Here is a 22184-nt window from a genome sequence, read left to right as displayed (position 1 = left end):
GTCCCAAAGAATCGGGCGATTCTACCGGCGTAAAAAAGCCCGCGCTGGGCACGGGCTTGCAGGCGGCTGGCAAGGGTGCGGGCCGAGGCCCGCCTCCCTCGTGCGCATGCCTAGAGTTTGCGCGCGAAGCTGAACTGCGAAAACGCCTGCTCGGCCACGTTGAACCATGCGGCCTCGTTGTTGCGGAACACGCGCCAGTCGTCGTAGATCTTCTTGAACGACGGGTTCTTGGCGGTCTCTTCGGCGTAGGCTTCCTGGGTAGCCTTGAAGCAGGCTTCCATGATTTCCTTGGAGAACGGGCGCAGCTTGACGCCGTTTTCCAGCAGGCGGGCCAGGGCTTGCGGATTGACCGCGTCGTACTTGGCCATCATGGTGGTGTGGGCCTCGATGGTGGCCGTTTCCAGCGCGCGCTTGTACAGCGACGGCAGCTTCTCGTATTCGGTGGCCGAGGCGTAGAACGACAGCTGCGCGCTGCCTTCCCACCAGCCCGGGTAGTAGTAGTACGGGGCCACCTTGTAGAAGCCGAGCTTCTCGTCGTCATAGGGGCCAACCCACTCGGCCGCGTCGATGGTGCCCTTTTCCAGCGCCGGGTAGATATCGCCGCCGGCGATCTGCTGCGGCACCACGCCCAGGCGCGACAGCACCACGCCGGCAAAACCGGCGATGCGGTACTTCAGGCCCTGCAGGTCCGCCACGGTCTTGATTTCCTTGCGGAACCAGCCGCCCATCTGGGCATTGGTGTTGCCGCCCAGGAAGTTGATGACGTTGTATTCCTTGAAGAACTCGCGCATCAGCTTCATGCCGTTGCCCTGCAGCATCCAGGCGTTCTGCTGGCGTGCGGTCAGGCCGAACGGGATGGTGGTGTCGAAGCACAGCGTCGGGTTCTTGCCGAAGTAGTAGTAGCCGGCCGTGTGGCCGATCTGCACCGTGTTGTTCTGCACGGCATCCAGCACCTGCAGGCCCGGCACGATCTCGCCCGCGGCGAAGACCTTGATGTTGAACTTGCCGTCGGTCAGTTCCTTGACCCGGGCGGACAGCAATTCAGCACCGCTAAAGATGGTGTCGAGTGATTTCGGGAAGCTCGAAGCCAGGCGCCATTCCACGGCCGGATTGCTGCCCACCACGGCCGGTGCACCGGCAACGGCGGCGGCCGGCGCCGCGGGTTTTTCTTCCTTGCCGCAAGCGGCCAGCGCGCCGGTGGCCGCCACGGCCGATGCCTTCAACAGAAAGGAACGACGTTCCATTACTTCTCCTCTTTATCGATTTTGTAGTGCGGCAGCAGGACCGGGACAGCCCGCGTCTTGCGCGAACCTCCGCCCCCGTACCGAGACGCGCATGGAGCCGGGATACGGCTGCGGCGCAACAATGAGCCTGTTACGGAGACTTGCCATGGCAATGACGTATGCTGGCATGCCTTCGTAACAGGCTCGAGAGGCCGGCCCGTACCCGTCGGGCTAGCCCGCTGATTATAGCGGTGGCCCTTTCGCCACGGGGGGCCGGGAAAGTCCGGGTTTTCGCTAGGAGCGAGCCGCGGGAGAACACGACATGCGGAGTGGTGGACAGCATTTGCCATGCTGCGGCCGCACATGATGTCCCAGGTGCTTTCCGGTAGCCCTGACCCCGTTTTTCGTATGGTGAGAAGGCCGCTTCGCCGCGGATTTTGTAACCCCGCTTGCTGTCCAATTGCTCGACTGTTAAAAAATCACGCCTTGCCCGTATCGCCTATGTTGTTCGCCTCGCCTGTCCCCCGCTTCCCGCCGGATCGTCTCCCGCGCTGCCTCGTGCTGGCCATCCTGGCCACCTGGGGTTTGAATGCGTGCGCGCAGACGCCTGCCGGCGCGGATGTGACGCCGCCGGCGGTGCAGGCGACGCCGCACGGCGTTGCGAAGCAGTCGCTGGCAATGATTCCAGCGGCGGCGGAAAGTGATCCGCTGGCAGCACTGATCGCGGGCGCGCAAGACCCGGCGCCTGCCGCCGCACCTGCTGCACCGGCCGCACCGGCCGCACCGGCCACACCGGCCACACCGGCCACACCGGCCACATCCGCCCCACCTCCCGGCGCGGAGCCTCAAACAGCAGCCGGCGCTGCCGCATCCGGGGCAGTGGCCCCGCCGCCGCCCGCGCCCGCCAGCTGGGTCAATGCCGGCTTGTCTGACGATGGCACCGAACTCGCCGGGCCGCCCGATCCCGAATTCCCGCTGCAGCCCTACATAGCCCCGCCGCCGCCGGTGGTGCTGTTCCCCAAGCGCCTTGGCCAGTTCGTGGCGGAAACACCACCCAGGCTGCCGGACGGCGACGCCCCCGAAGCGCCCGCCGCGGAAGGTTTCTCCCTGGCCTCCCGATTGCCGGCCGACGATCCCGCCGGCGACCAGGTCTGGCGCCTGGGCTACAGCGGCCGCGCCGCCTACGATGACCGCACGACCACCACGYGCGCCTGCGCGGGCGGCGGCACGCCGTCCGCCGGCATCGGCGGGCTGGCCTGCCGCAGCACCGGCGAGGTCAAGGTGAAGGAATCGCTGTTCTCGCTCGATGGCGGCGCGCAGGTGCAGCTGGTGGCGCAGGCCAAGGGCACGGATGCCACCTCGGTCAATGGCCGCCCCGCCGCGGTCGACCCGTATGCGCTGCTGCCGCAGTTCTACACGGCGGTCAGCGGCCTTTCCGTGCTCGACGGCGCCACCATGTGGGCCGGCCGGCGCGAGGATTCGTCCTTCCTGATGTCGTCGGGGCTGCTGCCGCCCACTTCGCCGGCCATGCGTTTCGGCGTGGATAACGCGYGCTTCGGCGATATCGCGCTGAACTACCAGTACACCTCGCGCAACGATCTCAATGGTGCCAACCTGCCGAGCTACCATTCGCTGCGCACCGCGCCCATCAACACCAACGAGAAAGGTTCGGTGCAGCTGGGCTATACGCGCGTGGAAGCCGAGCCGCTGATAGCGCAGACCGGCAGCGCATGGTGGGTTTCCGCCATGCATGAACAGAAAGGCGTGCTGGCAGGCACCAACCGCTTCGGCATGCAGTTCGGCGAAGGCAGCCGCAACGCCCTCACCGGCTATACCGGCATGGGGCCGTCGCTGTCGCGCGTGCGCGTGGCGGAATCGATGGAGTGGAAGCGGGCTTCGGGCCTGGGACTGGCCGGCTCGGTGGAATCCAGCATGCAGTTCGACCGCTCGCCGGTGGGCACCCTGCAATGGACTGCCACGCGCGTGCGTCCGGCCTACATCGCCAGCGACCAGTTCAAGCTCACCTTCGAGGTCGCGCACGACCAGATCACCTCTGGCTTCGGCACCAGCGGCCAGCGCACCGCGCTGACGGTGGCGCCGACCTTCACGCTCGGCAAGGCTGCCGGTAACGCCAACCTGCGCGCGTTCTACACCTACAGCCGCGCCAGCGATGTCGACGGCATCGCCTTCACCGCGCCCTCGGACACCTGGGCGACGCAGAACTCCGGCTCGGTCTTCGGCGTACAGCTCAATCGGCGCTGGTAGGCGCCGCCCCGGCGCGCCACCTGGCACCGCGCCCTGCCCCCGGCAGGCTGCGGCGGGGCACGCCCAGCAGCCATTGGAACACCAGCGTGGCCCCCAGCCCGCCGGCCAGTTGCGCCAGCACGAAACCGGGTACATCGATGGCGCGGATACCGGTGAAGGTCGCCGTCAGCGCGCACCCGATGGTCAGTGCCGGATTGGCGAACGAGGTCGATGCCGTGAACCAGTATCCCGCCGTGATGTACGCTGCCACCGCGAACGGCACCACGCCAGGCCGGCTGCGCGCGGTGCCCATCGCCACGCCGATCAGGCCGAAGGTGGCAACGCATTCGCTCCACCACATCGATGCGCCGCTACGGCTTTGCGCCGACCAGGCCAGCATGGGCTCGCCGAACATCGCATGCGCACACATCACGCCGCCAACGGCACCGCCCACCTGCACCAGCGCATAGCGCCATGCATCGCGCGCGGCCAGTTCCCCGCGCAGCATCGCCGACAGGCTCACCACCGGGTTGAAATGCCCGCCCGACACCGGCCCCAGCGCAAGCAGCAGCGCGATCAGCCCGCCACCCGTGGCCAGCGCATTGGCCAGCAGCGCCAACGCGACATTGCCGCTCGCCAGCTGCTGCGCGCGAATGCCCGAGCCCACCACCACCGCTACCAGCAGGGCCGTACCCAATGCCTCCGCCACCAGGCGCCTGGCGAGCGGGACCGCAGGCGTGGGTACGCGCGGACTGCCGTCTTGCGGGCCAAGGGAGCGGACCGGGGCCGCGGTCACATCGTGGGAAGCGTGCATCGGGTTTGCAAAGGAGGGGCGCGGAGGAATCCAGCGCGAATGGCAGAGGGCGCAGTGTTCCGTTTTTCCGCCTGGAGCGTCAATGCATGTCCGGCATCTTATGAATGAACCGGAGGTATCGAATGTAGGAAGGGGTCGGTTTTCCGCAGGTATCGGGAATGCCCGATCTACTCCATGCGACGACGAATTTCGGCGCGCAGGATCAAATTCAAAAGGCGGATTTCAAGGGGAATTGACGCAATGCCGATAATCGCTGACGCGGCGGCACTCGAGCAGGAATTCGCGGCGGAATTCGTGCATGAACATTAGGCGGTGAGGGGCAACAATGCAAGCGCGCATGCGCCGCGCCACAGGATGGCGAGGCGTGCCTGAAGGGGCGTCGGGGACAAGGTGCGATGCAAGCTCGAAGGCGCTGTGCAGGCGCGCGTGATGCCCTCCTGCTCGACAGTGCAATACGTCGTGTTACGTCGCAATACAGTGCAATGCGGTGCAATACGCCGCCTTCGTCGCGACACGCTACGCTACGCCGCGACACGTCGATACGCAATCGTGCGCGCAGGCGCGCTGCGGGAAACGGAAGCCCATATGCAATTGCAAGCGCATGGGCGATATGCGCGGCGAATGCCCTGGGAAGGCACGGGCCATATGCTGGCCCCAATGAAAAAAGCCCAAGACCTTTTCAGATCTTGGGCTTTCTCATTAATGCTGGTGGCCTGGGACGGAATCGAACCGCCGACACAAGGATTTTCAATCCTCTGCTCTACCGACTGAGCTACCGGGCCAAAGAAGCGAAATAATAGCAGTGCTTTTTTGCCCGGTCAAGCACTGCCCGAAAAATAACTTACTGTTCCGCCGGCTCCGGCTTGTTGCGACCCAGTTCCACGCCGAGTTGCTTGAGCTTGCGGTACAGGTGGGTGCGTTCAAGGCCGGTTTTCTCGGCGACGCGGGTCATGCTGCCGTGTTCGCGCACCAGGTGGTACTCGAAATAGGCACGCTCGAACAGGTCGCGTGCTTCGCGCAGGGGCATGTCGAAGGAGAAATGCATCTCGGCTTCGGGCAAGCGTTGCGGGCTGCCGTTGACTGCCTCGGCAGCGGCCTCCGTGGCCACCAATGGTGCGGCTTCGCCGTTACTGGCGGTGGGCAGTGCGGTGCCGGCGCCAGCGCTTGCGCGCGGACGTTCGACGCCGCGTGCGAGCCCCTGCTCGACGGCGGACAGCAGCTTCTGCAGTGCGATCGGCTTCTCGAGGAAGTTGAGCGCACCGATCTTGGTCGCCTCCACCGCGGTATCGATGGTGGCATGGCCCGACATCATGATGACAGGCATGGAAAGCAGGCCCTGCGCCGACCACTCCTTGAGCAGCGTGACGCCGTCGGTATCGGGCATCCAGATGTCAAGCAGCACCAGGTCAGGCGTATTGCCGGCACGGTACTCACGCGCTTTCTGCGCGTTTTCTGCCACTTCGACCACATGGCCTTCGTCGCTGAGGATCTCCGAGAGCAACTCCCGGATACCCATTTCGTCGTCGACTACGAGGATGGTTGCCATACTTCCCCTCTTGACCCCACCGCGGCTCACCGGGTTCGGGGCCGCTACATTGTGACTATGCCAGTTTAACGAACAGGATGGAGATCTGCGCCCCGATGAGTTCGGTGCCCTCCATGCGATTGCGCAGTTCGATGCGGGCGCCGTGTTCGTCAATGATCTTCTTCACCATCGCGAGCCCCAGGCCGGTACCCTTGGCCTTGGTGGTCACGTAGGGTTCGAACGCGCGGCTGAGGATGCGCGGGGCGAAACCGGGACCGTTATCCGCAATGGTGAGCTTGACGGCCTGCCGGTCTTCGCCGGCAGAATCTTTGTATTCTACAGTCTCGGTGTGCAGAGCGATACGGGGCGCCGGACGGGCCGCCGCAACGTTGTCCGCCACCGCGTCCTGCGCATTCTGCAGCAGATTGTGAATCACCTGGCGCAACTGGGTCGGATCGCCCTTGATCTCGGGCAGGCCGGCCGCCAGCGCCGGATGAATCACGGCATGCTCGTGCACGCCGGCGTCGTCGATGCCGTACAGGTGCAGCACCTCGGCAACCAGGGCATTGATCTGCAGTGACTGCAACATCGCCGGCGGCGTGCGCGCGTAGTCGCGGAAGTCGTCGACCATGCGCTTCATGGCCGCCACCTGGTTGACGATGGTGGTGGCGCCACGCTTGAGCACGTCGGCATCGGGCCCCTCGAGCTTGGGCGAGAGCTTCATCTGCAGGCGCTCGGCCGAGAGCTGGATCGGSGTCAGCGGGTTCTTGATYTCRTGCGCSAGSCGSCGCGCCACTTCGCCCCAYGCCACCGARCGYTGRGCSGMRATCACATCGGARATRTCGTCGAACACCACCACGTAGCCCGGCTCGTCGCGCTCGCCGACACTGCCACCCGGCAGCCGTGCTCCGCGCACCAGCAGCGTCAGCGCCTGTTCTTCGTCGCTCTGCGGCAGCTCGATCTGCTTTTGCCAGTGCTGCGAGCCGCCCAGCATCTCGCTGGTGCTCTGCTCGGAAAACGCTTGCCGCACGATGTCGCCGAACGCGCCGAGCACCGGGATGCCTTCGATGGGCTGGCCCAGCGCGCCGGCAAAGGGCTGGCGGAAGATGCGCTCGGCGCCGGGGTTGGCCGTGATCAGCACGAAGCGGCGGTCGAATACGAACACGCCGGCGGTCAGGTTCTGCAGCACGCTCTCCAGGTAGGCGGTGGATTTCTCCAGCGCGCTGCGGTTCTGTTCCACCGCGATGCGCGCCTCCGACAACTGGCGCGTCATCATGTTGAACTGCTGCGTGAGCATGCCGAGCTCGTCGCGGCTCTTGAGCTCGCGCTTGGGCGAGAGGTCGCCCTCGGCGACTTCCTTGGTCCCTTGCAGCAGCATCAGCAACGGCCGCGCCAGCTGGCCACCGAGCAGCAGCGCCAGCATCACGGCGATGAACACCGCGAGGAACAGCGTGAGCGTCAGCGTGCCGATATACATCTTGCGCAGGCCGGTGCGCCCGAGCGCCTTCTCCTGGTACTCCTGGTAGGCGCGCTGGACCTCGTCGGCATTGCGCGCCAGCGCCGTCGGCACGGGATGCACGACTTGCAGGTAGCGCTCTTCGCGCACGGTCTCGCCCATCAGGCCGAAGCCCGATGACGCGGCATCCTCGGGCCGGCGCTCCACCGACAGGCCGGAGCCGGCCCAGCGGCTGGCCAGGTTCAGCGGCGCCTTGGCGCCCGRCTGGCTGGCGGTGCCGGCGGGGCTCGCCGCGCTGGCCTGCGCCGTGGGCGCGGGGCCCAGCGGCACGATCACGCGCAGGCGGTAGAGGTGGCTGGCATCGGTGCGTTCGGGCGGGTGATGGCCATCGACGGCCGGGTCGGTGCCGCCTTCCACCGCGGCGTAGCCGCCGGCCAGGCGGGCCTGCTCTGCCAGCACGCCCGAGGGCAGGTCCGGCACCAGCGATGCATAGCTGCTCGAGGCCGTGGCGATCACGCGTCCGCTGCCGGTGAAGATCGCGGCTTCCTGCACGCCGTATTGCTCGCGCAACCGGTTGAGCTGCAGCGAGGTGGCCACGTTGGACGAACTGGTGAGCTGGTCGGCCATCAGCCGGGCCTTGCCCTGCAGGTCGGACAGCGCGCTGTCGATGGTGGAGCGGCCCAGGTTGAGGCCGGCCTCGAGCGCAGTCTCCACGCGCACGTCGAACCATGACTCGATGCTGCGCGAGACGAACTGCAGCGATACCAGGTAGATCAGCACGCCCGGCAGCACGCCCACCACGCCGAAGAACACGGCGAGCTTGGTCATCAGGCGCGTGCCGAACTTGCCGCGGCGATAGCGCAGCCACAAGGTCAGCGCCAGCGCACCGATGATCAGCACCAGCAGCACGCCGATCACCAGGTTGATCTTGAACAGCAGCGTGAAGTAGCGGTCGAAGAATTCCGTGTTGGCCGAGGCGCCGGCCAGCAGCGCCACCAGCACCAGCGCCAGGAAGACGATGATGCCCGCCACCACGCGATAGAGCACGCGCCGGAAGCGGCTGTCCCACAGGCTGTTGCTGGCGATCATGGCTGGCCCGGGGCCGGCTGCACCAGGGCGGTGGGCGACAGCGCCGTGGACACGGTCTGCGCGAACGGCACCGCGCGCGTTTCGCCGGCCACGGGCGCCGGAGCGGCCGATGCAGGGGCCGGCGCAGGTGGCGGCACTGGCACCACCGGCGGCGCGGGCGGCGGCGCCGGATACTCGGTAGGTACGGTGAAGCTGAAGCGGCGCCATTCCGAGGCGAGATTCCATTCGCGCGTGTTCACGGCGTTGATCTGGAATGGCTTGGGCAGCTGGGTCAGGTCCAGTCGCATGCGCGCCTCGGCCTGGTAGGTTTCGCCGGCCTTGACCATGCCGCGGTCGAATACGCGCCAGCCGCGCACGCGCTGGATGAACTGCAGCGCGCCCTTCAGGCGCGTGAACGGCAGTTGCAGCCCGCCGGTGGAGACGCGGTACTGGCGTGTGAGCGGATGGTAGGACAGCCGCACGCTGCGGCTGGCATTGACCGGCTTCTCGTCGAACCAGTACCAGCGCGGGCGCGTGAGCTGGAAATCGACCACGAAATAGAGCGAGATACCTTTGTTGAGCGCGTCCTCGAGYGGTGCCGGCAGGTCGAAATCGAAGCTTGCGGCGAGGTCGAAACCGCCATCCTGGTATTCGATGCGGGCCTCGTTGACTTCGATGACGTCGGCGCGCGCGCTACCCGGGAGCGCCGTCAGCGTCAGCAGCACGGTCAGCGCGACGGCTGCCGCGAACCACCACGATGCGAGCCAGGCGCGCGCGCCGCGCCTGCCGCGTGCACCATCCCGGCCACCGCCTGCCGCCACGCAACCGCACGCATTGTCGTCAGGGACGCGAAGGACGAACAAGCGCAGCGGGTTCGGCATTGGAATCGGTCGGGAGCGGTCAGGGTCGTTTCTGGAAGCGCGCGTAGAAGAAGCCGTCGTGATCGGAGGGCAGGCCTTCCTGGCTGGCACTCCCGCCGCCGGCCGCCTGGCCTCCATGGTCTCTACTGCCGGGCAGCATCTGGCCGGGCGCTTGCAATCGTATCGCATCTGGTAGCTGTGCACCAAACCAGCGCGCCTGCTCTTCCCCCTCCGTTGGGAAAATAGAACAGGTGACGTAGACCAGGATGCCGCCCGGCTTGAGCAGGTTCCACAGCTGGGAGACGATGCGCCGCTGCTCGGTCACCAGGCGCGCGATATCCACCTCGCGGCGCAGCCAGCGGATGTCCGGGTGGCGGCGCACGATGCCGGAGGCCGAGCATGGCACGTCGGCCAGGATGCGGTCGTAGGGCTGGCCATCCCACCAGTCCTGCGGGCGGCTCGCATCGCCCACCACCACCTTGGCCTGCTGGCCCAGGCGGGCCAGGTTCTCGTCGATGCGCGCGGCGCGCAGGGCATCGCTCTCGAGCGCGGTGACATCCACGCGGGCCAGCTCCAGGATGTGTCCGGTCTTGCCGCCGGGCGCGGCACAGGCATCGAGCACGCGCTGGCCGTCGGCCAGCTGGAGCAGCGGCGCGGCCAGCTGCGCGCCGGCGTCCTGCACCGAGACGTCGCCCTGGGCAAACCCGGGAATCTGCGACACCGGGAAGGCGCGCACCAGGCGTACCGCCTGCGTGCCGATGGCCGTGGCCGCCATGCCGGCATTGGCCACATGCGTGAGGTACTCAGGCACCGAGACGCGCGCGGTGTTGACGCGCAGGGTCATGGGCGGGCGCACATTGGCGCTTTCGGCAAGCGCCGTCCACTGCTCGGGATACGCCTCGCGCAGCATCTTCAGCCACCACGCAGGCAGGTTCCAGCGCGCCTCGTCGTCGCGGCGCACTTCGTCGAGCAGCGCGCGGCGCTCGCGCAGGAAACGGCGCAGCACGGCATTGACCAGCCCGCGCGCGTGCGCGGTCTTCGGTTCGGAGGCGGCCGCGCTGACGGCCTGGTCCACCACCGTGAACTCGGTGTAGCCGCCCTCGCCCTGCTCGTCTTCGACCAGCAGCGCCAGCGCCACCGCCAGCAACGAGTCCACCTGCGCGCCGGGCGGGCGCGTCACCAGCTTGGTGACCAGTGCGCGCGCCGTGCCGAACTGGCGCATGGTGCGGTAGGCCAGGTCCTGCAGCGCGCCGCGCGTGGCGGCATCGCGCACGCGGTCGAGGCGGAACTGCGCGGCGGCATTGTCGATGGCCAGCGGCAGCGCACTGCCTTCGTTGACGCCGCGTACGGCAGTCGCGGCAGCGAGCATCTGGAAGGCGAGGGATTCGTGTGGCAGGCGCATGACAGTGGGCAGCGAAGCGGTGAGGCAGTGATACGGAATGGCAAGGGACCCGGCCGCAAGCACTGGCGGCAAGACCCGACAGGCCGGACAGGCCCGGAACGGCCGGAAACGAACTGCCCGCCGTTTCCAGGGGAAGCACGGCGGGCAGTTTACCCTGTATGCGCCCCGGGCCGGCGTTTTTGCCGGCCTTCGGGGCGGCTCGGCGCGGGATCAGGCTCCGATCGGGCGCTGATCGGGCGCCATCACACCGGATAGGTGCCGGTTTGCGCCATCTGCATCAGGCGGGCGATCCGTTCCTCGGTGGCCGGGTGGGTCGAGAACAGGTTGGCGATGCCGCCACCGGAGAGCGGGTTCATGATCATCATCTGCGCGGTGGCGGGGTGTTGCTCCGCGGTCTGGAACGGAATGCCCTGGGCGTAGCGGTGGATCTTGTCCAGCGCCATCGCCAGCGCCTGCGGGTCGCCGCTGATGGTGGCGCCACCCCGGTCGGCCTCGAATTCGCGCGCGCGCGAGATGGCCATCTGGATCAGCGAGGCCGCCAGCGGCGCCAGGATCGCCACCGCGATGCTGGCGATGGGATTGCTACGGTTGCCGTTCTCGTCGCGCCCGCCGAAGAACATGGCGAAGTTCGCCAGCGCGGCGATGGCGCCGGCCATGGTGGCGGCAATGGTCGAAATCAGGATGTCGCGATGCTGCACATGGGCCAGCTCGTGCGCCATCACGCCGCGCAGCTCGCGCTCGGACAGCACGCGCAGGATGCCGGTGGTGGCCGCCACCGCGGCGTTCTCGGGGTTGCGGCCGGTGGCAAAGGCATTGGGCGCGTCCTCGTTGATCAGGTACACGCGCGGCATCGGCAATTGGGCGCGCTGCGCCAGCTCCTGCACCATGCCGTAGAACTGCGGTGCCGTGCTGGCATCGACCTCCTGCGCGTTATACATGCGCAGGACCATCTTGTCCGAGAACCAGTACGAGAAGAAATTCATGCCCAGCGCCATCACCAGCGCGAACATCATGCCGCTGCGGCCCCCGATCATGCCGCCGATGACGATGAACAGGGCCGTGATGGCCGCCATCAACATGAAGGTCTTGACCCAGTTGAACATTGCCTTGATCTCCGAAGAAGTCATTGCCGGCCGTGGTGCGCACGACCGGGCCGGCCAGTTCGCGCAAGCGCGGCGCGGTGATGTTTAGATGGGCGCCACAGGCGGAAATTCAACGGGTCGCTGCCTGAAAAACAGGCAGTGGCCCGGCCCTGGCTAGCGCTGCACCAGGGCCAGCCGGGCACCCAGGGCGATGAACGCCGCGCCGACAAAGCGATCCAGCCAGCACTTCAGGCGCGGCGCCTGCCCGACCTTGCGCGTCAGCGTGCCGGCCATCCAGGCCACCAGCCCGTTCCACAGCGTCGACATCAGCACCATCACCCCGCCCAGTGCCAGGAAGGCCGCGGCCTGGTGTCCCGCCTGCGGATCGACGAACTGCGGGAAGAAGGACACGAAGAACAGGATCACCTTCGGATTCAGCACATTGGTGAGGAAACCCTGCATGAACAGCGAGCGCAAGCCGCGCGAGCCCGGCGGCACGGTGGCGGCCGCCTCGGCGCGGCCTGGCGCCTGCCGTTGCCAGATCAGGCGCAGGCCCAGCCACACCAGGTAGGCGGCGCCGGCGAACTTGATGACGGTAAAGGCCGTGGCCGAGGCCGCCAGCAGCGCGGTCAGGCCAAAGGCGATGGCCACCGAGTGCACGCAGCAGCCGGCGCTGACGCCAAGTGCCGAAACCACGCCGGCCGCCCTGCCTTGCGCGACGCTGCGGCCGACGATATACGCCGTATCCGGGCCCGGCGTCACATTGAGCAGGAATACGGCGCCGACGAACAAGGGGAAGTCAGTAATGCCTAGCATCGGGGGCTCCTGGCGGCGAAAGCGGGTCGGGGTGCCTGGCGGACTATGCCGCGCCTTCGGGCAAGGCGCAGCGCGTGCCCGGCGGCAGCGGCATGCCTTGCAGGAACTGCTGCGCCGGCAGGCGGCGCCCGCCCGGCTTCTGCAGCTCGGTCACGCGCAGCGCGCCGTCGCCGCAGGCGATCACCACGCCGCCGGCGTCGGCCGCCAGCACCGTGCCCGGCGCCTCGCCCGCGCCCGCCGCGGGCAGCGCATCGGCCTGCCAGCACTTGATGACGGTCTGGCCGACCTGCAGCGTGGCGCCCGGGAACGGGTTGAAGGCGCGCACCTGCGCGGCCAGCGCCGTGGCGGGGCGGCGCAGGTCCAGCGGGGCTTCGTCCTTGCCGATCTTCTCGGCGTAGGTGACGCCCTCGGCGGGCTGCGGCGTGGCCGGCAGGCGCTCGCCGGCGGCCAGGCGGCGCAGCGCCTCCACCACCATGCGGCCGCCCAGCGCGGCCAGGGTGTCGTGCAGCGCGGCGGTGGTGTCGTGCGCAGAGATGGGCACGGCCTCCAGCGTCAGCATGTCGCCGGTGTCCAGGCCTTCGTCCATCTGCATGAGCGTGATGCCGGTCTGCGTGTCGCCGGCCTCGATGGCGCGGTGGATCGGCGCGGCGCCGCGCCAGCGCGGCAGCAGCGAGCCATGGATATTGAGGCAGCCCAGGCGCGGCAGCGCCAGCACCTCGGCCGGCAGGATCAGGCCGTAGGCGGCCACCACCATCACGTCCGGCGCGATCTGCGCCAGCGCATCGACGGCGGCGCCGGCTTCCTCGGGATACTTGCCGTGGCGACGCAGGGAACGCGGCTGCAGCACCGGCGCCAGGCCATGCTCCAGCGCGTACTGCTTGACCGGGCTGGCCTGCAACTGCAGGCCGCGCCCGGCGGGGCGGTCCGGCTGGCTGAGCACCGCCACCACCGGAAAGCCGGCCTCGTGGATGGCGGCCAGCGCCACCCGGGCGAATTCGGGCGTGCCGGCGAAGGCGACGCGCAGCGGCGCGGGCTGGCTGGCTGGTTGGGACACGTCTGACATGGAGCGCTCCGGCGTAAAGCGGCACCGGCCGCATCAGCGGCCGGCGAGGGAATCATCGGGAAGGCAATACGATAGCAGAGCGCGCCGGAGCGGCGAAGCCGCCGGCTGTTCTTGCGAGATTGCTTCGGCATTCAGGGCGAAGCGCAGCGGTTCTGGCCTGGCGCGTGGCCGCAGGCAGCACAAGCGGTACGACAAGGCCGCGCAATGGCGCCAGCACCGTTGCGCAGCCGCCCGGGCCTACATGCGGCTGCGTTCGCGCTTGTGCAGCTTGGACTTGATGCGCTGGACCTTCAGCGGCGACAGGTATTCCACGAAGACCTTGCCCTTGAGGTGGTCCATCTCGTGCTGGATGCACACGGCCAGCAGGTCGTCCGCGTCCAGCTCGAAGGTCTCGCCCTTCTCGTTCAGGGCGCGCACGCGCACGCGGTCCGGGCGTTCCACGCGGTCATAGACCTCGGGCACCGACAGGCAGCCTTCTTCCCACACCTTGCGGTTATCGCTGGCCCAGGTGATTTCCGGGTTGATGAAGACGCGCAGTTCGTCGCGGCTTTCGGAGATGTCGATCACCACCACCTGCTCGTGCACGTTCACCTGTGTCGCGGCCAGGCCGATGCCCGGCGCCTCGTACATGGTCTCGGCCATGTCATTTACCAGCTGGCGGATGCGGTCGTCCACCGCGGCAACCGGTTTTGCCACGATATGCAGGCGGGGATCGGGGTAGGTCAGGATATCGAGTTTGGCCATGATGCTGGGGCGCAACGCCCCCACTGCTCACACATGTGGCCCGCGTTGCGGCAACGGGTGTTTACATGCAGAATCGGGGCGCAAGTACAAAAATTCAAGGCGCGTCGCAGCAGGCGCGCTCTCCAGGGTCAATCCGGCTGTTCTGCCAGCCGGTTCGAGAAAATGCGCGATCTTACCAAAGAACACCAGGCGGCGCCGGGCCGCAGGACGTACGCGTTTGCCTGTTCAATGCTGTGTGCGGCTGGCATCACTGTCGCTACGGGGGCGATGGTCCAGGCTGCCGAACTGGTCGTCACCCCTGCCCAGCAGGCGCGGGCGTCGACCACGGCGCAGCAAGGCATACCCGCCGCCGACCTGGCCGCGAACGCGCCCACCCAATATGTGGTGCGCGGCGGCGATACGCTGTGGGGCATCTCCGGGCGCTTCCTGCGCCAGCCCTGGCGCTGGCCCGAACTGTGGGGCATGAACCGGCAGCAGATCCGCAACCCGCACCTCATCTATCCGGGCCAGGTCCTGTACCTGATCCAGCGTGACGGCCGGGCCTGGCTCTCGACCACGCCCGCGGCGGGCGACACGGTGCGCCTCACTCCGGCCGTGCGTTCCGAGGGCGGCCCCGACGGCGCCATTGCCAGCATCCCCGCCAAGGACATCGAGCCCTTCCTGATCCGCCCGCAGGTGGTCGACGAGGGCACGCTGCAGACGTCCGCGCGCATCATCGGCCTGCCCGAGTCGCGCGTGTACCTCGGCATGGGCGACACCGCCTACGCGCGCGGCATCTCCCCGCCCGAGGCCGTGGTCGGCAGCGACTGGCAGGCGTTCAAGCCGGTCAGGCCGATCAAGGATCCCGTCACCGGCCAAGTGCTGGCTTTCGAGGCAGAGTACCAGGGCAACGTGCGCATCTCGCGCCCGCCGGAAGGCTTCGAGGCCGTCACCACGCTCAAGGTCACCCAGGCCCAGCAGGAAATGGGCACGGGCACGCTATTGATGCCGCAACCCGCTCGCGAGGCCGTGCGCTATATCCCGCACGCACCGGATGCCCTGCTCGACGGCCGCATCGCGGCGGTCTACGGCGGCGTGCAGTTTGGCGGCGCCAAGCAGGTGGTGGTGCTCAACCTGGGCACCGCGGCCGGGCTCGAACCCGGCCATGTGGTGGCGCTGTCGCGCGCGGGCCTGGTGGTGCGCGACCGCACCGATGGCAACCGCCCGGTCCAGTTGCCCGATGAGCGCTACGGCCTGGCCTTCGTGTTCCGGGTCTTCCCTGGCGTTGCGTACGCCCTGGTCACCGACGCCTCGAATGCGATCGAGGTGGGCGACCACGTCACATCGCCGCGTTGAGCGCATGGCCAGCAGCCGGCCCGGGCGCGGCGCCGGCCGCCGTGCCTGACGCCGTGCCTGGCGCCGTGCCAGACGCCGCCGAGATCGCGGCCTGGCTGCGGCTGACCCAGGCGCCGGGTCTTGGCAAGGCCGGGGTGCGGCAGCTGCTGGCGGCCTTCGGGCTGCCGCAGCAGCTGTTCGCGCTGGACTTCGCCACCCTGTCCCGGGTCATACCCGCCAGGCAGGCCCGCGCCCTGCTGGCGGACCCCGACGCGGCCACGCTGGCGCTGATCGAGCGCACCGTGGCCTGGGCCGGCGAACCCGGCAACCATCTGCTGACTCTGGCCGATGCGGCCTACCCGCGCGCCTTGCTGGATCTGTCCGATCCGCCCCCCATGCTCTACGTGAAAGGCCGGCCCGAGGCGCTGGCCGGCCCGGCCGTGGCCATGGTGGGCGCGCGCAATGCCACCGTGCAGGGCGTGGAGGATGCGCGGCGCTTTGCCACCGTGCTGTCCCGGGCCGGGCTGACCGTGGTCTCGGGCATGGCGCTGGGCATCGATGGCGCCGCCCATGACGGCGCGCTCGCCGGCCCCGGCGGCACCGTGGCGGTGATCGGCACCGGCGCCGACCTGGTCTACCCGGCGCGCCACCGCGAGTTGGCCCACCGCATCGCAGCCGAAGGTGCGATCGTCAGCGAGTTTGCGCTTGGCGCGCCGGGACGCAGCCAGCATTTTCCCCAGCGCAACCGCATCATCGCTGCGCTGGCGCGTGGCGTGCTGGTGGTGGAGGCGGCGGCGCGCTCGGGCTCGCTGATCACGGCACGGCTTGCCGCCGAGCTCGGGCGCGAGGTCTACGCCATGCCCGGCTCGATCCACGCCCCCTTGTCCAAGGGTTGCCACCTGCTGATCCGGCAGGGAGCCAAGCTGGTCGAGACTGCGCAGGACGTGCTGGAGGAGCTCGGCATGGAAGCCGGCGGCGTGCCGCGCGTGGCGCCAGCGCAGGTGCCGCGGCTGGACGACCTGCTGGGTCAGGCGCTCACCCACGATCCGGTCACGCTGGACGCGCTGTGCGCGCGCTGCGCCCTGCCGCCCGAGCAGCTGGCGGCCACCCTGCTGGCGCTGGAGCTGGAGGGCGCGGTGGAGCGCCTGCCCGGCAACGTTTACCGGCGCATCGGGTGAGCGCGCCGAACGGTTTTCCCGCCGCCCGCTACAATCAAACGATTCCCGTGCCTGAAAAGGCTCATGTTTATTCCGCCATGACCGTTTACTTTCCGGAGCACAATGCGGGCGAGATCGCCCAGGCRCTGGCAGCGCGTCCGCAAGGCCGCCTGGTGGCCTGCCTGTGCGCCGAGTGGTGTGGCACCTGCAAGGACTACCTGGAGGCGCTGCGGCGGCTGGCGGCGCGTTTCCCGCAAGACTGCTTTGTCTGGATCGATATCGAGACCCACGCCGACCGGCTTGGCGACCTCGACATCGAGAATTTCCCGACCGTGCTGGTACAGCCTGCGGCCGGTGGCGCGCCGCAGTTCTACGGCACGTTGCTGCCGCATATCGAAGTGCTCGAACGCATGCTGGCGCGCGGCGCCGCCATGCGGCTTGCAGCCGGCACGGAGCTCCCGGAGGTGCTCGAGTGGCTGCAGGCCGGAGACAGCAACGCCTAGCCGGCGGGGCGGGCCGGATGGCACCGCCCGGGGGCAGCGACGCACGGGCCAGCTTGCACCGCCGTCGAAACCGCGCTTATTATTGGCGCCTCAAAGCCCAGGCTCGCTGTTTACATATAGTGCATAGCCTTCAGTGGCAATAATTCGCAGGCCGCCAGTGAGCGGCCAGCAAGGACCCGATCCATGTCAAAAGCCCTCATCATCGCGGAAAAGCCATCGGTTGCGGCCGATATCGCCCGTGCCCTCGGGGGCTTTACCAAGCATGACGAATACTTCGAAAGCGACGAATACGTCCTTTCGTCGGCCGTCGGCCACCTGGTTGAGATTGCCGCCCCGGACGAATACGAGGTCAAGCGGGGCAAGTGGAGCTTCGCCAACCTGCCGGTGATCCCGCCCCACTTCGACCTGCGCCCGATCGCCAAGACCGAGTCGCGCCTCAAGGTGCTGAACCGCCTCATCAAGCGCAAGGACGTCACCGGGCTGGTGAACGCCTGCGACGCGGGGCGCGAGGGCGAACTGATCTTCCGCCTGATCCAGCAGCAGGCCAAGGCCCGCCAGCCGGTGCAGCGCCTGTGGCTGCAGTCGATGACGCCGCAGGCCATCCGCGACGGTTTCGCCCGCCTGCGCGACGACGCCGACATGCTGCCGCTGGCCGATGCCGCGCGCTGCCGCTCCGAGGCCGACTGGCTGGTGGGCATCAACGGCACGCGCGCCATGACGGCCTTCAACAGCAAGGGCGGCGGCTTCTTCCTGACCACCGTGGGCCGGGTGCAGACCCCGACGCTGTCGATCGTGGTGGAGCGCGAGGAGAAGATCAAGAAGTTCGTCCCGCGCGACTACTGGGAAGTGCGCGCCGAGTTCATCGCCGCCGCGGGCCTGTATGAAGGCCGCTGGTTCGATCCCAAGTTCAAGAAGAACGAGTTCGATCCCGAGGCGCGCGAATCGCGCCTGTGGAGCGAGGCCGAGGCCAAGAGCATCGTGGTGGCCTGCCGCGACAAGACCGGCACCGTCACCGAGGAATCCAAGCCCTCCACGCAGCAGTCGCCGGCCCTGTTCGACCTGACCACGCTGCAGCGCGAGGCCAACTCCCGCTTTGGCTTCTCGGCCAAGAACACGCTCGGCCTGGCGCAGGCGCTGTACGAAAAGCACAAGGTGCTGACCTACCCGCGTACCGACGCGCGCGCGCTGCCCGAGGACTACCTGGACACGGTCAAGCAGACCATGGACATGCTGGCCGACAGCTCGCCGAACTACCTGCCGCATGCCAAGAAGGTGCTGGCCAGCGGCTGGATCAAGCCGAACAAGAAGATCTTCGACAACAGCAAGATCAGCGACCACTTCGCCATCATCCCGACGCTGCAGGCGCCGAAGAACCTGTCGGAGCCGGAGCAGAAGCTGTACGACCTGGTGGTGCGCCGCTTCCTGGCAGTGTTCTTCCCGGCGGCCGAGTTCCTGGTCACCACGCGCGTCACCGAGGTGGCGGGCCATCATTTCAAGACCGAGGGCAAGGTGCTGGTCAACCCGGGCTGGCTCGTGGTCTACGGCCGCGAGTCCCAGGGCGACGAGTCCAACCTGGTGGCGGTGGCCAAGGACGAGCGGGTCAAGGTCGACAAGGTCGATTCGGTCGGCCTGACCACCAAGCCGCCCGCCCGCTATAACGAAGCCACGCTGCTGTCCGCCATGGAAGGCGCTGGCAAGCTGGTGGACGACGACGCGCTGCGCGAGGCCATGGCCGGCAAGGGCCTGGGTACGCCAGCCACGCGCGCGGCCATCATCGAAGGCCTGCTCGCCGAGAAATACCTGGTGCGCGAAGGCCGCGAACTGATTCCCACCGCCAAGGCCTTCCAGCTGATGACGCTACTGCGCGGCCTGGGCGTGCTGGAGCTGACCCAGGCCGAGCTGACCGGCGAATGGGAGCACAAGCTGTCGCAGATCGAACGCGGCGGCCTGAAGCGCGACGAGTTCATGCGCGAGATCGCGCAGATGACGCAGCAGATCGTCAAGCGTGCCAAGGAATACGACAGCGACACCATCCCGGGCGACTACGCCACGCTGGCCACGCCGTGCCCGCAGTGCGGCAGCCAGGTCAAGGAGAACTACCGCCGCTTTGCCTGCACGGCTTGCGAGTTCTCCATCAGCAAGATCCCGGGCGGGCGCCAGTTCGAGATCGACGAGGTGGAAGAACTGCTGCTGAAGAAGGAAATCGGTCCGCTGCAAGGCTTCCGCAGCAAGATGGGCCGGCCCTTCGCCGCCATTCTGAAGCTGGGCCGCGACGACGAAGGCCATTACAAGATGGAATTCGACTTCGGCCAGAACGACGACGACAACGACGGCGAGCCGGTGGATTTCACCGGCCAGGAATCGGTCGGCGCCTGTCCCAAGTGCGCCGGCGCTGTGTACGAGCACGGCATGAAGTACGTGTGCGAGAACGCCGTGGCCAGCCCGAAGACCTGCGATTTCACCACCGGCAAGATCATCCTGCAGCAGGAGATCTCGCGCGAGCAGATCGGCAAGCTGCTGGGCGCGGGCCGCACCGACCTGCTGACCGGCTTCAAGTCCTCGCGCACCGGGCGCAACTTCAAGGCCTACCTGGCCAAGCAGCCGGACGGCAAGATCGGCTTCGAGTTCGAGGCACGCGAACCCAAGGCGGGCGCGAAGGGCGCGGCGGCGAAGACGGCTGCCGCCAAGAGCGGCGGCGACGAAGCACAGGCCGAGGAAAAGGCCGGCAAGGCGCCGGCCAAGGCCGCCACCAAGACGGCGGCCAAGGCACCGGCAAAGAAGGCGCCCGCGGCCAAGAAGGCCGCTGCCAAGGCGCCAGCTGCCAAGCGCGCCACCGGCAAGTCGCGCACCGGCGACGAAGCCACGGCCGACGCCGAGGAGTAAGTCCGCGGCGCGGGCGGTGCCAATGTGGCGCCGCCCGCGCCAACCGCACCGGGCTGGCTAGACCTGGTGCTTGCTGCGCTCCATGCCATCCGCCAGCAGAAAATCGATAAAAGCGCGCACCTTGGTCGGCAGGAACTTGCGGCTGGGGTAGACCACGCTGACGTCGCGCCGTGGCAACTGGTACTGCGGCAGGATGTGCGTCAGCCTTCCGGACTCGATATTGGGCCGCGCCAGGTAGGACGACAGCATGGCCACGCCCATGTCGGCCAGGGCCGCCTGGTGCGCCAGTTCCGCATTGCTGCACAGCAGGCTGGGCCGGATCGGCACCGTCACTTCGCCCTCGGGCCCCGACAGCGTCCACTCATGCTCCGCCGTGGGCAGGCGCATCGCAATGCAGCGGTGATGGCTGAGTTCGTGCGCGTGGCGCAGCGGCGCGTGCTGGCGCAGGTAGCCCGGCGAGGCGCACAGGATGATCTCGGCGGAAATCAGGGGACGCGCCACCAGGTGCGAGCCTAGCCCCAGGTCCGACAGCACCACGCCTACGTCGCGGCCTTCTTCCACGATATCGACAATGCGGTCGGACAACTGCACGTCGAACACCACATCCGGGTACATGGCCTGGAAACGGGCCAGCGCTTCCGGCAGCAGGTGCAGGCCGAACATCACCGGGGCCACCAGCCGCAGCGTGCCTGACAGCGACTGGCTGCGCGCCGTTACCACCGATTCGGCCTCTTCCACGTCCTCCAGGATCTGCTGGCAACGCTGCAGATAGGTCTCTCCGGCGTCCGTGAGCGACAAGCTACGGGTCGTGCGGTTGAGCAGCCGGGTGCCCAGATGGCTCTCCAGGTCGGCCACGTAGCGCGTCACCACGGCATTGGACATTTCCAGTTGCTGCGCTGCACGTGCAAAGCTGCCCAGCTCCACTACTTTGGAAAAGACGCGCATCGATTGCAGCCGGTCCATGACATAGTCTCCAGTCTTGCTCGTGAACTCTTACGGATTGTGGGCTATTTATTGCGAAAACTAGAACTAATCATTGTCCGCAACAATATTTATTCATATGAGGGAAATGCCTAATATCGAGCCATCGGATGCCGCATTGCAGCGAAGCTGCTGAAAAAAAGAGCCGGTGTCCTCGCCAGTGGAAAGGAACCATCATGAAGACCCAACGTTTTGCCCTGATCGCCGCTGCCGCCACGCTCGCCGCCACCCTGTCGGCCGCGCCCGCGTTTGCCAAGAGCGGCAAGTTCGATGTGTTCGCCGATGGCGCCCGCATCACCCAGACTTCGGTGTACAGCAACGGTGGCAAGACCGGCAAGTTCGACAGCTTCACCGATGGCGCCCGCGCCGGTAAGTTCGACCCGTTCACCGACGGTGCCAAGGTCGGCAAGTTCGACCCGTACACCGACGGCGCCAAGGGCGGCAAGTTCGACGTCTTCACCGACGGCGCCGCTGCCCTGTAAGGCAGCCTGCCCGTTGGCCGGGGCCGCCCGTGGCGGCCCCGCCCCATTCGGCTGATCTCCACAGGCCGGTGGGGAGGGAGCGCAAGCGCTCTCCCCGCATCTAACGGAGAACACGCCCGTACCGCGCCGGTACGGGCGTGTTTGTTTTTGGGCTCCACACCGGGGCTCCACCCCGGGGCTCCGCATTGAGGGTCCGCAAAACCGGTTCCGCAAACCCGGTCCCGCATCGCGCCGGCGAAGCGGCATGAACGTGATCCATGATACCCCCGGCATGGCCCGCATTCGTGCACCGCTTCCCCGTGCCTGGTCGAGCGCCCACCCGGGCCAATGAAAAACGGGCCCCTCGGGGCCCGTTTTGCTGCTGATCGTCCGATCCTGCCGATCAGTCGTCGTGGTGGTGATGCTTGTGCTTGCGCTTGTAGCCGCCACGATAGCCGCCACGATAGCCGCGGCCGCGGTCATCGTCGTAGGAATTGCTGCGCGACACATTGCCGCCCAGCGCCGCGCCCGCGCCGCCGCCCACGGCCGCGCCCAGCAGGCCGCCGGTGCGCCCGCCCATGGCATTGC

General features: G+C 67.8%; 17 protein-coding genes, 1 tRNA gene and 1 pseudogene. 6 read left to right on the top strand and 13 right to left on the bottom strand.

Going from position 1 to position 22184, the window contains the following annotated elements; translation table 11 throughout:
• Positions 1-110: 110 nt before the first annotated feature.
• Positions 111-1244 carry a TRAP transporter substrate-binding protein gene (locus tag AC1DO7_RS25295; RefSeq protein ID WP_441612845.1) on the bottom strand — a complete coding sequence of 378 codons (1134 nt, stop codon included), beginning with the start codon at positions 1242-1244 and terminating at the stop codon, positions 111-113.
• 480 nt (positions 1245-1724) lie between these two features.
• Here AC1DO7_RS25295 and AC1DO7_RS25290 point away from each other — a divergent pair, with 480 nt between their 5' ends.
• Positions 1725-3488: a carbohydrate porin gene (locus AC1DO7_RS25290; protein ID WP_477116687.1), complete on the top strand. Its 1764-nt coding sequence runs from the start codon at positions 1725-1727 to the stop codon at positions 3486-3488.
• Here the strand turns inward: AC1DO7_RS25290 and AC1DO7_RS25285 are convergent.
• From AC1DO7_RS25285 to def, 10 genes are all read right to left on the bottom strand, one after another.
• A complete protein-coding gene (locus AC1DO7_RS25285) occupies positions 3472-4281 on the bottom strand; it encodes an aquaporin (protein ID WP_441612843.1) in 810 nt (269 codons plus the stop codon). The genes AC1DO7_RS25290 and AC1DO7_RS25285 overlap by 17 nt on opposite strands.
• Positions 4282-4987: 706 nt before the next feature.
• Positions 4988-5063 (bottom strand) — tRNA-Phe (locus AC1DO7_RS25280).
• A gap of 59 nt (positions 5064-5122) precedes the next feature.
• Positions 5123-5827 carry a response regulator gene (locus AC1DO7_RS25275; RefSeq protein ID WP_441612842.1) on the bottom strand — a complete coding sequence of 235 codons (705 nt, stop codon included), beginning with the start codon at positions 5825-5827 and terminating at the stop codon, positions 5123-5125.
• A 55-nt stretch (positions 5828-5882) separates the two neighbouring features.
• A complete protein-coding gene (locus tag AC1DO7_RS25270) occupies positions 5883-8351 on the bottom strand; it encodes a sensor histidine kinase (RefSeq protein WP_477116686.1) in 2469 nt (822 codons plus the stop codon).
• Positions 8348-9211 (bottom strand): DUF4390 domain-containing protein, encoded by an 864-nt coding sequence (locus AC1DO7_RS25265; protein WP_441612840.1) that lies wholly within the window; start codon positions 9209-9211, stop codon positions 8348-8350. Before AC1DO7_RS25265 ends, AC1DO7_RS25270 begins: the two co-directional genes overlap by 4 nt.
• A 19-nt stretch (positions 9212-9230) precedes the next feature.
• Positions 9231-10592, bottom strand: coding sequence for a 16S rRNA (cytosine(967)-C(5))-methyltransferase RsmB (rsmB, locus tag AC1DO7_RS25260; RefSeq protein ID WP_441612839.1), 1362 nt, complete (start codon positions 10590-10592; stop codon positions 9231-9233).
• A 242-nt stretch (positions 10593-10834) separates the two neighbouring features.
• On the bottom strand, positions 10835-11695 hold the full coding sequence (gene htpX / locus AC1DO7_RS25255; RefSeq protein WP_441612838.1) for a zinc metalloprotease HtpX: 861 nt from the start codon (positions 11693-11695) through the stop codon (positions 10835-10837).
• A 153-nt stretch (positions 11696-11848) separates the two neighbouring features.
• Entirely contained in the window at positions 11849-12490 is a 642-nt protein-coding gene (locus AC1DO7_RS25250; protein WP_441612837.1) for a LysE family translocator, read from the bottom strand.
• 43 nt (positions 12491-12533) lie between these two features.
• Complete coding sequence (gene fmt / locus AC1DO7_RS25245; protein WP_441612836.1) at positions 12534-13553, bottom strand: methionyl-tRNA formyltransferase; 1020 nt, start codon at positions 13551-13553, stop codon at positions 12534-12536.
• 237 nt (positions 13554-13790) lie between these two features.
• Positions 13791-14297, bottom strand: a complete 507-nt coding sequence (gene def / locus AC1DO7_RS25240) for a peptide deformylase (protein ID WP_441612835.1) — start codon at positions 14295-14297, stop codon at positions 13791-13793.
• A 162-nt stretch (positions 14298-14459) separates the two neighbouring features.
• Between def and AC1DO7_RS25235 the strand changes: the two genes are divergently transcribed.
• The 4 genes from AC1DO7_RS25235 (at position 14460) to AC1DO7_RS25220 (ending at position 20154) form a co-directional block, all read left to right on the top strand.
• Positions 14460-15632, top strand: coding sequence for a LysM peptidoglycan-binding domain-containing protein (locus AC1DO7_RS25235; RefSeq protein WP_441612834.1), 1173 nt, complete (start codon positions 14460-14462; stop codon positions 15630-15632).
• Positions 15633-15673: 41 nt separating this feature from the next.
• Positions 15674-16789, top strand: coding sequence for a DNA-processing protein DprA (gene dprA, locus AC1DO7_RS25230; protein ID WP_441649827.1), 1116 nt, complete (start codon positions 15674-15676; stop codon positions 16787-16789).
• Positions 16790-16866: 77 nt separating this feature from the next.
• Positions 16867-17271 (top strand): thioredoxin family protein, encoded by a 405-nt coding sequence (locus AC1DO7_RS25225; protein WP_441612832.1) that lies wholly within the window; start codon positions 16867-16869, stop codon positions 17269-17271.
• 183 nt (positions 17272-17454) lie between these two features.
• Positions 17455-20154, top strand: a complete 2700-nt coding sequence (locus tag AC1DO7_RS25220; protein WP_441649826.1) for a DNA topoisomerase III — start codon at positions 17455-17457, stop codon at positions 20152-20154.
• A 57-nt stretch (positions 20155-20211) separates the two neighbouring features.
• Here AC1DO7_RS25220 and AC1DO7_RS25215 read toward each other — a convergent pair whose 3' ends face one another.
• Positions 20212-21117, bottom strand: coding sequence for a LysR family transcriptional regulator (locus AC1DO7_RS25215; RefSeq protein WP_441649825.1), 906 nt, complete (start codon positions 21115-21117; stop codon positions 20212-20214).
• A 194-nt stretch (positions 21118-21311) separates the two neighbouring features.
• Here AC1DO7_RS25215 and AC1DO7_RS25210 point away from each other — a divergent pair, with 194 nt between their 5' ends.
• Entirely contained in the window at positions 21312-21617 is a 306-nt protein-coding gene (locus AC1DO7_RS25210; protein WP_441612829.1) for a hypothetical protein, read from the top strand.
• A gap of 382 nt (positions 21618-21999) precedes the next feature.
• Here AC1DO7_RS25210 and AC1DO7_RS25205 read toward each other — a convergent pair.
• Positions 22000-22184 (bottom strand): annotated as a pseudogene (locus AC1DO7_RS25205) (hypothetical protein); the annotation flags it as partial.

Source organism: Cupriavidus sp. 05N40 (genome assembly GCF_056397305.1).
Note: the sequence above shows the minus strand (reverse complement) of the source record. Positions and strands in the feature narration are given on the sequence as shown.